The sequence below is a fragment of the Roseitalea sp. genome, from assembly GCF_984466335.1.
In genome coordinates, this window is the sequence record NZ_CFIFWG010000072.1 from 1 (window position 1) to 14,501 (window position 14,501).

At 64.3% G+C, this 14,501-nt stretch carries 11 protein-coding genes; 3 read left to right on the forward strand and 8 right to left on the reverse strand.

The window, feature by feature from the left end; translation table 11 throughout:
* On the reverse strand, positions 1 to 3,083 hold a 3,083-nt coding region (locus AC5E6L_RS08325; protein WP_491772565.1), incomplete at its 3' end, for a pPIWI_RE_Z domain-containing protein.
* Complete coding sequence (locus tag AC5E6L_RS08330) at positions 3,080 to 4,369, reverse strand: pPIWI_RE_Y domain-containing protein (protein WP_491772567.1); 1,290 nt, start codon at positions 4,367 to 4,369, stop codon at positions 3,080 to 3,082. The genes AC5E6L_RS08325 and AC5E6L_RS08330, both read right to left, overlap by 4 nt.
* Positions 4,370 to 4,511: 142 nt before the next feature.
* Between AC5E6L_RS08330 and AC5E6L_RS08335 the strand changes: the two genes are divergently transcribed.
* The 3 genes from AC5E6L_RS08335 (at position 4,512) to AC5E6L_RS08345 (ending at position 7,219) form a co-directional block, all read left to right on the forward strand.
* Positions 4,512 to 5,105 carry a DUF6088 family protein gene (locus AC5E6L_RS08335; RefSeq protein ID WP_491772569.1) on the forward strand — a complete coding sequence of 198 codons (594 nt, stop codon included), beginning with the start codon at positions 4,512 to 4,514 and terminating at the stop codon, positions 5,103 to 5,105.
* On the forward strand, positions 5,098 to 6,129 hold the full coding sequence (locus AC5E6L_RS08340; RefSeq protein ID WP_491772571.1) for a nucleotidyl transferase AbiEii/AbiGii toxin family protein: 1,032 nt from the start codon (positions 5,098 to 5,100) through the stop codon (positions 6,127 to 6,129). The genes AC5E6L_RS08335 and AC5E6L_RS08340 overlap by 8 nt, the downstream gene beginning before the upstream one ends.
* A 319-nt stretch (positions 6,130 to 6,448) precedes the next feature.
* Positions 6,449 to 7,219, forward strand: coding sequence for an HNH endonuclease signature motif containing protein (locus AC5E6L_RS08345; protein WP_491772573.1), 771 nt, complete (start codon positions 6,449 to 6,451; stop codon positions 7,217 to 7,219).
* Positions 7,220 to 7,745: 526 nt separating this feature from the next.
* On the opposite strand, the gene AC5E6L_RS08350 is transcribed toward AC5E6L_RS08345, so the two are convergent.
* The 6 genes from AC5E6L_RS08350 to AC5E6L_RS08375 all read right to left on the reverse strand — a co-directional run.
* A complete protein-coding gene (locus tag AC5E6L_RS08350; protein WP_491772575.1) occupies positions 7,746 to 8,756 on the reverse strand; it encodes a type II secretion system F family protein in 1,011 nt (336 codons plus the stop codon).
* A gap of 9 nt (positions 8,757 to 8,765) precedes the next feature.
* Positions 8,766 to 9,785, reverse strand: a complete 1,020-nt coding sequence (locus tag AC5E6L_RS08355; RefSeq protein ID WP_491772576.1) for a type II secretion system F family protein — start codon at positions 9,783 to 9,785, stop codon at positions 8,766 to 8,768.
* Positions 9,786 to 9,828: 43 nt separating this feature from the next.
* Complete coding sequence (locus AC5E6L_RS08360; protein WP_491772578.1) at positions 9,829 to 11,310, reverse strand: TadA family conjugal transfer-associated ATPase; 1,482 nt, start codon at positions 11,308 to 11,310, stop codon at positions 9,829 to 9,831.
* Positions 11,311 to 11,325: 15 nt separating this feature from the next.
* Positions 11,326 to 12,609, reverse strand: coding sequence for a CpaE/TadZ family protein (locus tag AC5E6L_RS08365; protein WP_491231035.1), 1,284 nt, complete (start codon positions 12,607 to 12,609; stop codon positions 11,326 to 11,328).
* 53 nt (positions 12,610 to 12,662) lie between these two features.
* Positions 12,663 to 13,334 carry a CpaD family pilus assembly protein gene (locus AC5E6L_RS08370; protein WP_491772580.1) on the reverse strand — a complete coding sequence of 224 codons (672 nt, stop codon included), beginning with the start codon at positions 13,332 to 13,334 and terminating at the stop codon, positions 12,663 to 12,665.
* A 17-nt stretch (positions 13,335 to 13,351) separates the two neighbouring features.
* Positions 13,352 to 14,501, reverse strand: a 1,150-nt coding sequence (locus AC5E6L_RS08375; protein WP_491772582.1) for a type II and III secretion system protein family protein, incomplete at its 5' end; no start/stop codon positions are given.

Here is a 14,501-nt window from a genome sequence, read left to right on the forward strand (position 1 = left end):
GGTCGTGGATGGGGTCGGTGCAGGAAATAGACGGAGGCGATCGCCGCGCGGCTTTCGGCATTAAGGATATTGTGGCCGCGGGCGATCACTTGCATCGGCGCCACCAGGATCGATTTCTCCGGCTCTTCGCCGAAGCGTTCGATGAGGGAGCGGGGAAGCGGCCTTGCGCGTCGCAGGCGTTGATCGTCCGGTGCGCCGGCGTCATCGGCTTGGTCACGGGTCAAGCCGAACACCCGCCAGTCGGCGAAGCCGTGGGTCTCGAGACTCTCGAGCAGTCTGTCGGCGACGACTGCGGCGTCCGCGTAGGAATTGGTGACCAGAAGGGCCCGGCGTCGCCCGCGCAGATACTCTTCGCCCCATTCACGGGCCATGCGCAGCCAGTTCTCCTCGATCAGGTTGAGGTTGTCGCGACGCGCGGACAGGCGGGCGGCCACGCCGCTCAAGGCCCTGCGCCGGTCTGCTTCGCGCAGGCCTGAAATCCGAACCTGCCGTCCCTCCTCGTTGCGCACGCTCACCAGCTCGAAGACAGAGCGCCTGATCGCGTCGAGCTCGGCCTGGGGCTGCAGCAGCACGCCTTTGGCCGGGATTTGCACGTCGAAGCTCGGCGACGCGCAATCCATGGGCTTGCCTGTTTTCGGATTGAATTGACGTTGAGCGCCACCGGCCCAGCTGGTGCCGCTGAGCATCAGCACATGGGGCCCGGCCTGGCCTTCGCTGCTGAGCAGATCATGCAGGTGGGTGAGCAGGTGGCGGCCAACCCCGAGGTGGTTGATGAGGGTCAGCTTGCCGCCCATCGTGTCGCGGCGTTCCTCACTGGGCTCGTCATAGAGCAGCCCGAACACCGCTCCGGCCGGGTTCGATGGCAGCAGCGTGCGGTAGTGGCGGATCAGGTTGCTGGCCTGGCTTAGCAGCTGGGCGTCGTCGATCCCCAGGTCGGTGGCCACGGCTGGTTGGGTCTTCACCAGCCAGTAATAGTGGGACAGGACCAGGTCGGTGACGACGGCCAGTAACAGCGCGAGCGCATTGCCGTGGGGACTCATTGCGGCCTTGTTGCCAGGGTCGCCGGTGGCGTCGAATGCCGCGAGCGGACCGTCAAGGAGACCACAGACCCGTTCAATCAGGACTTCGTAGTAGTCGCTGACCACCATGTCTCGGGCAATGGCCTGAAGGGTCTCGCTGGCGGCCTGGAGGGCAGGGTTGCGGAAGGTCTGCCGCACCTCGTCGGCCTGTTCCTCGGCCTCGTCACGGCTGATGGCCGATCCCAGCGAGAAGCGCGAGATGCCTGCGGCGGCCTTGATGACCTCGAGGAAGTCCTCTTCAAAGTCCGGATCGTCGAAGCTGCGACCGGGGCGGGCGAGGCCCTGTACATCCTGCCGACGTCGCCAGATTTCATAGAGGATGCCGCCGGCGGTGAAGGGCGTGTTTCGGTAGAAATCGGCGAGATGGGCCTGTTCGTTCTGGAGAAGAGCGTAGAGGGTTCCGATCAGACGATAGAATGTGTGGAAGTTGGCCTGCCAGCGCGAGTTCACCTGACTGCGGAACTGGACGCCGCTGCGTTCGCGCAGCGCCTCAGATGATTTGGCGCCGATGGCCGGCGCATAGACGTCGCGCTCGTCGCCCATTATCGGCGAGCGCGGCGCGAAGATGTCGTCGAGGGTCTTTTGGACGGAGTCGACCTCATCGACGATCATCAGGTCGAGGGTGTGCTGGAACAGCTCCGGCAGGGTTAGGTGGTGCGCCGAGGTCCATTTGTCCGGCGTCATGTGGACGAAGGCCTGGGGCGTTAGGGCGATGACCTGAGCGGTAACGGCGCTGCGCTGCTGCTCCTGAGCCGGGCACTGCGCCCACAGGGGGCAGGAGTGCTCTGCGCCGACGTCATCGTCGTCGTCGATCGCCTCATCCTCAGCGAGCTCGGCGTCGCGGCGGCGTTGATAGATCCGGTGGCAGGGCTTTTCCCTGAAGGTGGGGAAAGCGGGCCGTTGGCGCGATCCGCGGACGACGACCGGATCGCGTTGAAAGCCGTCGAGCGGACAGGCGACACTGAAGTTCTCGGCGACGTCGCCGACGGCGGACACCGACCATCCCGAGGAAGACAAACCCTGCTGCCAGTGGATGGAGTTCAGGTGGCGGTCGCGATTGTAGAAGCTTGAGAGCACCGTAGCTTCGACGCCATGCATCCGCAGGCGGGCGACCAGGGTCGCCCCTTGGATGGTGTCGGTGACGAGGATGCCGATGCGCTTGTCCTCGCCGGAGAGGGTCAGGGCCAGGACGATGAGCCACACCAAGGTAGATTTGCCGGAGGACAGCATGCCGAGGATATGCACGGCGCCGTCCAAGGTCAGTGTTTCGCCGTCGAAGAAACCTTCCTTCAGGCCCTCGAGCTTGAGTTTATTGAGACGGTCGCGTAGCCGAAGCGGCGGGAGAGTCGAGGGCCAGTCCGGCCGAGCTTCGCGCGCATCGACTGTTTCGGCGGTGGCCTGCAACTGCGCCAGCGTCAAGGTGATCGGCTCATGCCGGTGCCGGCGCGGGAGGGCATGCTCGGTCGCGGCTGACGCCTCCGGATCGACCGCCGGGATTTGGTAAGCGAGCAGGGTCTCGCCGCGGTTGGTGCGGACCAGCGCGTCGCCGGTGCTGGCCCGCTGCAGGACGCGGGTAATCCAGGGCACCGGGGTTTCCAGATGGGCGGTCAGGACGGCGAGCACGCCCTCGGGTGCGCTGCGCCGCAGGGCCGGGATGCGGCCGTCGATGGCGTAGCAGCGCATGGTTTCGGGCATGAGACCGTGCCGCCGGCAGGCGTCGAGCCAGGCCGAGGCCGACATGTATGGGCCCGCCAGGTGCCGCAGGCCGGTCAGATCACGCAGGAAGGTTGGATCGGCGCCATTCGTCACGACCTTTGGATAACCAAGCAACAGATAAGGAAGGGCGGATACGTCCTCGTCGGGGCAGTGGCGCGCCAGGAAATGAAGGCATAGCTCGGTGAGCCCGAGTGTACGGTCCTCTGTGGCGGGGAGGTTGCGCGCGGCGGGGTCGGTGCTGCGAAGCGCCTTGCGGTAAGCCGAGAGGAAGGCGCGATCCGTCCTCATGGCGTCAGTTCTTCGAGAAGATCGGATACGGTAGAGAGGGCAATGGCCGGGCGGCCGTTGGCCGCGCGCAGAGCCTCGAATCGAGCTTCAAAGCGAGGGTCCATCTCGACGATGTAGTCGGGGATGACCAGGTAGCAGTGGTGGTCGGCCTCGAAGGTCTTGAAGCCAGTGAAGCGGTTGGCGAGACGCGCCGGCGAGATATAATCCTTAACGTCGATGGCGAGTTGTCGGCGGCCGTCCGGCGCGACCGCCACAAGGTCGACCCGATCCAGGGCCGGCCATAGTTTCGTCTTCCAGCCCAGGGCATCCAGCCCGCTTTTGAGCGCGAGTTCCGCCAGGCCCGGAAGCACCCAGAAGGTGCGGAAGGCACGCTTCAAATAGAGCATCCCGGGGCGGTACTTGAGCGTTGCGTGAATGCCTTCGCGGGCTTTGCGGATTGCCTCAGGTTGGCGACACTCGGTGTGGAAGGCGCGACCGTCGCGCCGCAGGATCGTCTTGCTGACCGTGCAGATCGGCAGCTCGCCGTTGATCGCGAAGCTTTCGGGAACTCGGTCATAGAAGGCCTCAACGATTTCGTCCGACCGTTCGAGGGTTGCGAGCAGCGGATCCATGAGGATCGCTGCGGACCAGCTCGTCATGACCACGTTTTCGATGACGGTCTTCCGCCAGGTCCGGTAGAGTTCCTCACCATCCACCCGGTCGCGGCAGAGGCTGACCAGCATCTCGTAGCCGAGGTTCTCGTCGATCTCGGATTCGGGATCCCCTCCGGGTAGGGCCAAGGCGCGGCACGCAGTGCTCGCCTCACCGGATTCGACCAACCGTACGGCGAAATAGTCGCCGCCGACATCCCAGCTGATATCCGGGAGCCAGCGGAGAAGAGGTTCCTGGGCGCGGCGCATCAGGCCGTGAAGATCTGTAGGCCAGACGTCGTGTCCGTCCGTGAGGTTGCGGGCAGCCCCCAGATCGAACACCCGTCGGACAGACGGTGGATAGGGCGCTTTCAGCCACCCTTCGGCGTCGAGCCTGGCCTGGATTTGGACGAGAGCACTGGCGATGAGGGTGACCATCTCGCGAACGCCGTGGGCGGGCGCCTGGGGCCCCTCAAGTTGCGCAAGTTTGGCCAGGACGTCCGGCGCCACGCCCTGTGGGTCCGCAAGATAGCGGTAAAGGGTGGCGCGACCGATGCCGAGTTGTTCGGCGGCGGCCGTCTTCCAGCGGCGGCCATAGCCGAGCTTCTCCGAGAAGAGGGCTTGGGCGCGCTGGGGGAAGGGCGGCGTATCGATCAACGAATCATTTCCGTGGAGCAGATGAAACGATAATGTATTAAGTGTCTCATCGCAAGCGAATTGAACGCTTTGGGAAATCGGTGTTCGGAGTTGCCTTGAAGATTGTCAGAAAATCGTATATATTTCTGACAGGAGGATAGCCATGCAGCGCTTGACCGGCCAGATTCTTGAACACGCGAAGCGGCTGCCGGAGGGTACGCCCGTTGCGGCTAAGAGCTTGCTTCACCTTGGTAATCGGGCCGCGGTGGATCAGGCCCTGTCGCGCTTGGCCAAGCGGGAGCAACTGATCCGGGCCGGACGTGGCGTCTACCTGCTGCCGGTCACGAACCGGTTTGGCACCAGAGCGCCGTCAGTGGAGCAAGCTGTCGAGGCGATCGCCGCCCAGCGTGGCGAGGTTATCGTCTCGAGCGGTGCGGCCGCTGCCAACAGTCTCGGGCTAACGACGCAGGTGCCGGTCCGGTCTGTCTATCTGACGTCGGGGCGCACCCGGAAGATGAGCCTCGGCAAACAGATCGTCGAGCTCCGCCACGCGCCGCGCTGGCAACTCACAATGGCCCACCGGCCGGCGGGACAGGCGGTGCGAGCGCTGGCCTGGCTCGGACCGGAGAAGGCCGAGTCCGCTCTCCAGACCCTGAAGCGTAAGCTTCCGCCTGCCGCGTTCAGCGAACTGGTGGCAGCGGCCCCTCAGCTTCCGACCTGGCTCGCGCGCAGCGTGGGGAGGGTCGCGCATGGCTGACGCCTTCGTCCTCCTTCCGGCCGAGGACCGCCGGGAAGCCTTGAGCGTCGCTGCCGACCGCTCCGGCCGACCGGCGCACCTGCTGGAGAAGGATGTGTGGGTGGTGTGGGCGCTTGCGACGCTCTACGGCTCGCCGCTCGGCGAACATCTAGTCTTCAAGGGCGGCACTTCGCTGTCGAAGGCCTACGGCGTTATCCGGCGGTTTTCCGAGGACGTGGACCTGACCTACGACATTCGCGCGCTCGCGCCCGATCTCATCGGGGACAACGACGAAGCATTGCCGAAGACGCGGAGCGAGGAAAAGCGCTGGACGAGTGAGGTGCGCAAGCGCCTTCCGGAATGGGTGGCGGGGGCTGTTCAACCTGTCATCGCCGAAGCCCTGGCGGACGAAACCTTGTCTGCCGCGATTCGGGTCGATGGCGAGAAGCTCTTTATCGACTATGAGGCGACGACGGCGGGCTCGGGTTATGTGGCTCCGAGTGTGATGCTCGAATTCGGCGCTCGCTCGACCGGCGAGCCGGCGAGCCTGCGCGATGTTACCTGTGATGCGGCGGGATTGGTGGATGGCGTGGTCTTTCCAAGCGCCCCGCCTCGGGTCATGCATGCCGAGCGGACTTTTTGGGAGAAGGCGACTGCGATCCATGTCTTCTGCCTGCAGGAACGGCTCCGCGGGGATCGCTTCGCGCGGCACTGGCATGACGTCGTGCGTCTCGATGAAGCCGACTTTTCGAATGCTGCATTCGCAGATCGTGAATTGGCCAACGCCGTGGCCCGACACAAGGCGATGTTCTTTGCCGAGAAGGCTGCCGACCGAACTCAGATCGACTACGCGGCGGCGGTGAATGGCGGTTTGCAGCTCGTTCCTGCCGGCGAAGCTGCGGCAGCTCTTGCAGAAGATTACGTGCGGATGGTTGACGATGGGCTTCTCCTCGAGGAAGCCGAGCCGTTCGAGACGCTGATGGAGCGATGTTCGAGTTTGGCCGACCGTGCAAATCGAGCGGCGCAACACGCTCAAGAAGAGTAAAACGAAAGGGCACGCGAATGCTAAACCGGGGGTCGGAATGGCGCCGGTGGGAGCCGCATATGCGCGTCTCGTGCGTCGGTTTGCCGAGCTTACCGGTCGGTCCGATGCGTTGAAGACACCAAGCGTTCAGGCAAAGCTGACGGTAGCTCTTAACGTAACGCAAAACGGTCCGCAGAGCGTCGACTGCTTAGCCCTTAGATTTTTTCGGCATATCTTTCCATTTTCAGAACAGAAATAAAGAGTTCTGAACAGAAGTTTCGGTTCAGGTGTATATGTGTGGGTAGATCAACGGGATCCGGAGGGATGTTTGTCGGGGCCATTGGAAAAGACGATACGAAGACTGTTCGCGCTATCCGGAAACGTATGCGCGTTCCCCGGTTGCTCGTTACCGATCGTCGAAGATGGGGGAACCGTTACCGGAGAGATCTGTCACATTCGGGCGCAAAGCAGGGGCGGCCCACGGTTCGATGAGACTCAGTCGGAAGCGGATCGGCACACCTTCGACAACCTGATCCTGTTGTGCCGCCGACATCACAAGATCGTCGATGCGGAGCCGGGTCTCTATTCCGTCGACGCGTTGCAGGAAATCAAGGCCATCCAGGAGGCGCAACTTGGTCGGCCGGAGCAGGCTACGGATGCCTTCTACGCCAAGATATTGCTCAATGCAGCACGACGCCTCGAGGTGAATAACAACAGCGGGAATGTCGTTGTCGATAGTCCGGGCGCCATTGTGGGCAGCACCGTCCATGTGAAGACAGCGCGCCGCAATGTCGAAATCGCGGCCCCCGCCGGCACCATTGGGGCCGATCAGGATGCGAGCCGATATGTGCAGCACCTTATTAAGCGTTACAACGGGTTTGCATCTAAGGAGCCGAGCCGCGCTCGGAAATTCAGCTATGGAGCGATTTCCAAGAATATCGAGCACAAGTTCGGAGCACAATGGAAGCTGCTTTCAATGGAGGATTTCGACGATCTGTGTGGGTATCTCCAAGGGCGGATCAAAAAGACTCGCCAAGCCAAGTTGAACGCCGCCAAGGGATGGCCATCCTTCTCAAGCTTCGAGGGGTTCACGCAGGGGAAGAGCCGGTAAACGTGACGGGTTGAGTCAGATCGCGCTTCAGCCGGCTTTTACGAAACGATGGGCGTACAGATTACGTCGATCTGTCAATGACTTATGCCGCCCCTTGAAACAGCAATTCAAGATCGCTGCGTGCCCTAGATTTGATCTTCAGCAGGCTGATGGCGCAGCGCCTGCGGACTTTCTCTCAAGCCTGGAATTGAGTACGAGTTGATGATTAGGCCGGAAGGATTGATGCCGCGACGCACACTCCATTTATAGTTTGTTTTCAAGAGCGCTATTTTCTGACGGCATTTCTGACGGTACGCGTAAATTGCCGCACCAAGAAACTAATGAAAATCAATAGGGTAGGGACCTAGGAAACCAGCGAGTGAATGATTCCGAAGCGCCGAGGACGATCGGTGGCGTTCGCCAGTGGAGGCCCGGTCCGGTGTGAGAACCGGTTTCGCATCGGCAATTGCCGCCAAACAAGCACTTGGAGCGATTCAGCGATTTGAGCGCTTGAGCGAAAAGCGAAAGCGCTCCAGCAGGCGGCGGGTCAGCCGCCGCCGAAAATGCCGCCCTGCTGCGAAATCTGGATGGCCGCCGGCCCCAGGATCACACCGAACAGAACCGGCAGGAAGAAAACGATCATCGGCACGGTCAGCTTCGGTGGCAGGGCAGCGGCCTTCTTTTCGGCCTCGGTCATGCGCTGCTCGCGGCTTTCATTGGCCAGCACACGCAATGCCGCGCCGACGGGCGTTCCATAGCGCTCGGCCTGGATCAGCGCCTGGGAGACGGCCCGCACCGAATCAAGCCCGGTTCGGGCGGCGATGTTCTCATAGGCCTGACGACGCTCGCTGAGATAGGACAGTTCGGCGCCGACCAGGACCAGCTCCTCGGCAAGCGGAACCGACTGGGTGCCGATCTCCTCGGAAACGCGCTTGAACGCCGCCTCGACGGACATGCCCGATTCCACGCAGATCAGCATCAGATCGAGCGCGTCCGGCCATGCCTTGCGGATCGAGTCGCCGCGTTTGCCGGCAAGGTTGCTGACATAAAGGTTGGGCGCGTAAAAGCCCGCATAGGCCGCGCCGATGCACATGAACCAGCGCATCATCGCCGAGTGCCCGGTGAAATTGTCCAGGCCGAAAACGTAGAACGCCGCCACCAGGAAGAAGGCGATCGGCAGCATGAAGCGCGCGAACAAGAACAGGTTCAGCGGCTGCTGACCGCGGAACCCGGCCATGCGCAGCTTCCTGACGGTGGCGTCGTCGGCCAGCGCCTTGCGCAGGTCGAGCCGGTCGACAAAGCCCTTGATGCCCGCATATCTGGTCTCGTCGACGCGCAGCGAGCCGCGCCCGGACTGCTTTTCGCTGGCCATGCGCGCGCGCTCGCGCGCCCTGATCTCGTCGCGCTCGGTGGCGACCAGGCGCATGCGGGTCTTGAGTTGGCTGCCGCCCATGGCCGAGGTCAGAAGCGTCATGATGGTCGCGAACACGGCAACCGAAACGAGCACGGCGAAGACGAACTGCGGCGATGTGGCCGTCTCAACGATCGTCTCAATCATCGGCGCGCCTCACACTTCGAAATTGATCATCTGGCGCATGACGAGGACGCCGATCGACATCCACAACAGCGACACGCCGATGATGAACAGCCCGGTGTTGGTGGTGAACAGCAACATGATGTATTCAGGGCTCGTCAGATAGACCAGGAACGCAACGACCGGCGGCAGCGCGCCGATGATGGCCGCCGAGGCCTTGGCCTCCATCGACATGGCGGCGACCTTGTTCTTCATCTGCTTGCGGGCGCGCAGCACCCTTGAGAGATTGCCCAGCGCCTCGGAAAGGTTGCCGCCCGCCTGCTGCTGAATCTGGATGACGATGGCGAAGAAGTTCGCCTCGGCGATCGGCATGTGGTTGTACATGCGCAGGCACGCTTCAGGCGTGGGCACGCCGAGCTGCTGGGCCTGGACGATGCGCCCGAACTCGGCGCGCACCGGCTCCTTGGCCTCGTTGGCGATCAGGCGGATGCCGTCATTGAGCGGCAGGCCCGACTTGATGGCGCGCACGATCACATCGATCGCGTTGGGGAACTCGTCGAGAAACTGCTTCATGCGGCGCTTGCGCAGGAACGCCACGACCCAGCGGGGAAGACCGAAGGCGCCGGCAAAGAACAGGGCCGGAACGGCCAGCATGCCCATGCCGGCCACGAACCCGATCGCCGCCAGCGCAAGGCCCGCGCCCGCCGACATGGCGTAGAAGGCGCGCATGTCCATTTCCAGGCCGGCTTGCTTGATCTGCATCTTGAGCGGCGGCTTGGTGATGTGCTTTTCGCGGTCCTTGTTGCGCTTTTCTAGGTCATCGAGCGACTGGCTGACCTGCTTGCGGCGGCGCTGGCTTTCGTTCGGCCGCTCGGCCGCGGCGACATGGGCGGCGCGCGCCCCGCGCGCCGTCTTGACGGCGGCCAGGCGCTTGCCGGCCTTTTCCTCCCGTTCGAGACGGTTGAAGAAGAGCGCATAAAGAATGCCGCCCACGCCCAGCGCGGCGAGCGCGAAGATGGCGATCACGTTGATCGGAACGCCCAGAACGGTCATGGCCGCCCCCTGATGCGATCGTCATCGGACATTCTATCCCTGCCTAGCCCTGCACCGTTTCCATGGCATCCACGGCGGAAGCCAGCCGCTGCTCCTCGCCATAGTAGCGCGCCCGGTCCCACATCGCCGGGCGGCCGATGCCCGTCGAACGGTGCGCGCCGACGATCCTGCCGCCCGCATCTTCGCCCTGGATGTCGTAGAGCATCAGGTCCTGGGTGATGATGACGTCGCCTTCCATGCCGATCACCTCCGTGATGTGGGTGATCCGGCGCGAACCGTCGCGCAGGCGCGCCGCCTGCACGATCACGTCGACCGAACCGACGATGATCTCGCGCACGGTCCGCTGCGGCAGCGAAAAGCCGCCCATGGCGATCATGGATTCGATGCGCGACAGGCACTCGCGCGGCGAGTTGGCGTGGATCGTGCCCATGGAGCCGTCATGGCCGGTGTTCATGGCTTGCAGCAGGTCGAACACTTCCGGGCCGCGCACCTCGCCGACGATGATCCGCTCGGGCCGCATGCGCAGACAGTTCTTGACCAGGTCGCGCATGGTGATCTGGCCCTCGCCCTCAAGGTTGGGCGGGCGCGTCTCAAGCCGGACCACATGCGGCTGCTGGAGTTGCAGTTCCGCCGAGTCCTCGCAGGTGATGACGCGCTCGTCGGCATCGATGTAGCGCGTCAGGCAATTGAGCAGCGTCGTCTTGCCGGAGCCCGTCCCCCCGGAGATGACGACGTTGCAGCGCACGCGCCCGATGATCTGAAGAAGGGTTGCGCCCTCCGGCGAGATCGAGCCGAAATTGACGAGCTGATCGAGCGTCAGCTTGTCCTTCTTGAACTTGCGGATGGTCAGCGCGGTGCCGTCGATGGCCAGCGGCGGCGCGATCACGTTGACGCGGCTGCCGTCGGCCAGGCGCGCATCGCAGATCGGGCTGGATTCGTCGACGCGCCGGCCGACCTGGCTGACGATGCGCTGGCACACCGACAAGAGCTGCTGGGCGTCGCGAAACTTGATGTCGGCCGCCTCGACCTTGCCGTTCACCTCGATATAGGCCTTGTCGGGACCGTTGATCATGATGTCGGCAATGTCGTCGCGCGCCAGCAACGGTTCCAGCGGACCGTAGCCGAGCACGTCGTTGCAGATGTCCTCAAGCAACTCTTCCTGCTCGGCGATCGACATCGCGTAGTTCTTGATGGCGATGATGTCGTTGACGATGTCGCGGATCTCCTCGCGCGCCGAATCGGCGTCGAGCTTGGCAAGCTGCGACAGGTCGATCGTCTCGATCAGCGCCGAGAAGACCTGCGTCTTGGTGTCGTAATAGGACTCGTTGCGCTGCGACATGGGCCGCGCCGGCGCGGCCGGTTGCGGCGGCGGAGCCGGTGCCTCGACCGGCCTGGGAGCGCTCGCGGCCGGCGCGGCGTCCGCCTGGGGCGCGGGCGCGGGCGCGGGCGTCTCGACGGGCGCCGGGCCTTGATCGCCGCCGAACGCGTGGCCGGGCGTTGACGATGTGCCTCGCTTGCCGAACATGTGCTGCCCCTGTCCCTAACCCTTCTTCAGGCGTGCGAGCAGGCCCTGCAGTCCGGGTTTGTGTTTCGGCGCGACCGTCGTCCGGCCGGTGACGATATGCGCAAGCTCGCCGAGCGTGGCCACGATCGGGCTGCCGGCTTCGGTCTCGGCGAGCATGCGGCCCGAATTGGCGGCATTGCCGAAGAGCTGCGGGTCGAACGGGATGACCGCCGCGGGGTCCAGGTCGAGAGGATCGACGAAATCGCCGACCGAAATCTCCGGCCGCTTGGGCACGCCGACCTGGTTGACGACCAGACGCGGCGGGGAATCGTTGGGGCGCAGCGCGCGAAGCGTGTCGATCAGGTTCTTGGTGTTGCGCAGATTGGCAAGCTCGGGCGCGGCGACGACGACCACATCGTCGGCCTGGCTCAGCGTCGCCCTGGTCCAGCCAGTCCATGCATGCGGCACGTCCAGGACCACGGCGGGCGCGGTGCGCTGGGCGATGTCGACCAGATTGGAGAAGGCGTTGGCGTCGAAGTCATAGGAGCGGTCGAGCGTCGAGGGAGCCGCGAGCAGGGCCAGATGGTCGGCGCAGTTGGCCAGCAGGCGATCGAGGTAGACCTCGTCGAGCCGCTCGGGCGAGAACACCGCCTCGGCGATTCCCTGCGCCGGGTCCTGGTCGAAATTGATGTTGGCCGTGCCGAACGGCAGGTCCATGTCCACGACCACGACCTCGTTCCGGAACAGGGTCGCGATCGCCCAGGCCACATTGTGCGCGATGGTCGAGGCGCCGACGCCGCCCTTGGCGCCCATGAAAGCGACCGCGCGCCCCAAAGGGTCGGCCTCCGGATCGACGAACAGTGTCGAGATGGTGTTCATCAGATCGGCGATGGTGACCGGGGCGACCATATATTCGGAAATGCCGGTGCGGATCAGTTCGCGGTAGAGGGAAACGTCGTTGTGATGGCCTATGATGACGACCCGGCTGGTCGGATCGCAGACCTCGGCGAGCTCGTTCAGGAGCACCATCAGCTCTTCGGGCCCGCATGTGGCTTCAAGAAAGATCAGGTTGGGCGTCGGCGCGCTCTGGTAGAACTCGACCGCCGCGCCGATCCCGCCCATGTAGACGCGGGTCTGGGCCTTGGCCATGCGCCGGTCCTCGGACATGAGCTCGATGGTCGAGGCGATCGCCTGCGTCTCGCAGAAGGCCTGGATGGAAATGCGCGGCACCGGCCTTACATCACGCAGCGAGGCGACCTCGTCGTGCGAGGGGCCGGCCGGCAGGGCGTCGAAATCTTGTTTCAGAGCGGTATCGGACATGTCACTTGCTTCCGCTTCGGTTTCAGGGCCGGCCGGCCGGCGCGGCCGCTGCGTTAGTATTCGACCTCGGACGCCTTGGCCGGTGGTCCGTCCTGATAGGTGCCGATGACGACGCCGCGCTGGATCGCATCGATCTGCGACATGGCGCGCGGACCGAGAAGATCGCCCGGGTTTTCGATCTGCGCGGCGACATTGTTCTGAAGCGAGCAGCCATAGTCGCTGTGGTGCCGGTTGAGCCTGGTGTCGATCAGGTTCCCGGTCCATTGCCCGCACGCGTGCGGCACGGAAGCGGCGATGCCCCGGTAGGACAGGCGCACGGGGGCGGCGCTGCCGTGCGCGGCCGCGTCATAGTGCTGGATCGAGACGTCGCCGCCGCTGGCGCCGCCGCGCTCGACGGCGCGCAGAATGTCGCCGCGCACGCGCTTGGCGGCGTGTTCGTTGGCCGAACCGACGGGCAGGAGCACGTGCAGGACGCCAGTGCCGGCATCGTCGAAGGCGCGGGCAAAGGCGGTGATGTTGCTCATGGTGGCCGCGTTCAGCGTCCGCGCGCCGGATGCGACGGGCACGTCCAGCGCCTGCTCCTTTTCGGACACGATGATCGGATGATTGGTGCGGTAGTCGTCGGCGACGGAGCCGACGGCTATCGGGTCGGTCGAGACGCATCCGGCCATAAGGCCGCCCGCGAGCAGAAGACCGGTCATCGTCTTGAACGTGTTGGCTGACATGGCGCTCTGAACTCCGGTCACTTGTAGATGAAGCCGATGGCGCCGTGGTAGCGGCCGGGCGGCAGCTGTTCGCTCCGGCCGCCATAGATCCGGTTGACATGACCGAGCAGCACGCCCTGCGCGTCGGTGGGCGGATTGAAGTTGTCGGTGGGTCTGGCCAGCCTGGCCGGGGCGACCGGCCGGGCCAGATAGGGGGTGACGACGATCACCAGTTCGCTCTCGTTGCGGACATAGTCCTGGCTGCGGAACAGCGCGCCCAGGACGGGCACGCGGGACAGGCCCGGAAAGCCCGAGACGACCTGGCGCACTTCGTCGCGCAGCAGGCCGGCGATCATCATCGAGCCGCCCGAGGGCAACTCGACGGTGGTGTCGGCCAGCCGCTTGCGCAGCGACAGGACGCTGACGTTTCCGGCAAGGCCCGGAACGGAGCCTTCGGACGTCGGCTCGGACACCGAGGTGCGCACCCGCAGGCTGATCCGGCCCGGCGACAGCACGACGGGCGTGAATTCGAGGCCGACGCCATAATCGATCTGGCGGTAATTGACGACCACCTGCCCGTTATCGTCGATCGACGAGCCGTTGACGATGTTGTATTCGCCGCCGGCCCGGAAGATCGCCTTCTCGCCGGAGACGGCGGTCAAGGTCGGCTCGGCCAGCGTCTTCATCACGCCGGCCTCCTCCATGGCGCGGAACTGCGCCGAAAGGTTGAGATTGCTGAAATTGCCGCCAAGGGACAGCCCGTTCGCATTGGTGATGCGCTTGCCGTGGGCGCCGAAACTGCCTTCGTTGACGACGCCGAACGTGATCCCGGCGGCGCCGGTGTCGCCGCTGACCGACACACTCGTGCCGAGTTGCTTCATGACCGAACGCTGGATTTCGGCCACGGTGACCTTCAGCATCACCTGGTCGCCGCCGGTGATTTCGAGCAGGTTGACGATCTGGCTGTTGCCGATCCGGCCGAAGAAGAAGTTCGTCTCCCGGCTGGTGGCGTCACCGCCCTTGACGAAGATCTCCGCCAGCTTGGCCGCCTTGGCCGCGTCCTGCGGCGTCAGCACGGAGCCGGTCAGGACGATGTTGTCGTTGATGATCTCGGTCTTGATGTCGGAGCCCGCGATGAAGCGGGCCAGATACCGGTCGAGGCCGGCCACGTCGCGCTCGACCCGCCGA

Bases quoted from the DNA above. Each gene is read 5' to 3' on its own strand.
- AC5E6L_RS08355 (WP_491772576.1), bottom strand. From the start codon at position 9,785: ATGACCGTTCTGGGCGTTCCGATCAACGTGATCGCCATCTTCGCGCTC.
- AC5E6L_RS08365 (WP_491231035.1), bottom strand. From the start codon at position 12,609: ATGTCCGATACCGCTCTGAAACAAGATTTCGACGCCCTGCCGGCCGGC.
- AC5E6L_RS08360 (WP_491772578.1), bottom strand. From the start codon at position 11,310: ATGTTCGGCAAGCGAGGCACATCGTCAACGCCCGGCCACGCGTTCGGC.
- AC5E6L_RS08335 (WP_491772569.1), top strand. From the start codon at position 4,512: ATGCAGCGCTTGACCGGCCAGATTCTTGAACACGCGAAGCGGCTGCCG.
- AC5E6L_RS08350 (WP_491772575.1), bottom strand. From the start codon at position 8,756: ATGATTGAGACGATCGTTGAGACGGCCACATCGCCGCAGTTCGTCTTC.
- AC5E6L_RS08370 (WP_491772580.1), bottom strand. From the start codon at position 13,334: ATGTCAGCCAACACGTTCAAGACGATGACCGGTCTTCTGCTCGCGGGC.
- AC5E6L_RS08340 (WP_491772571.1), top strand. From the start codon at position 5,098: ATGGCTGACGCCTTCGTCCTCCTTCCGGCCGAGGACCGCCGGGAAGCC.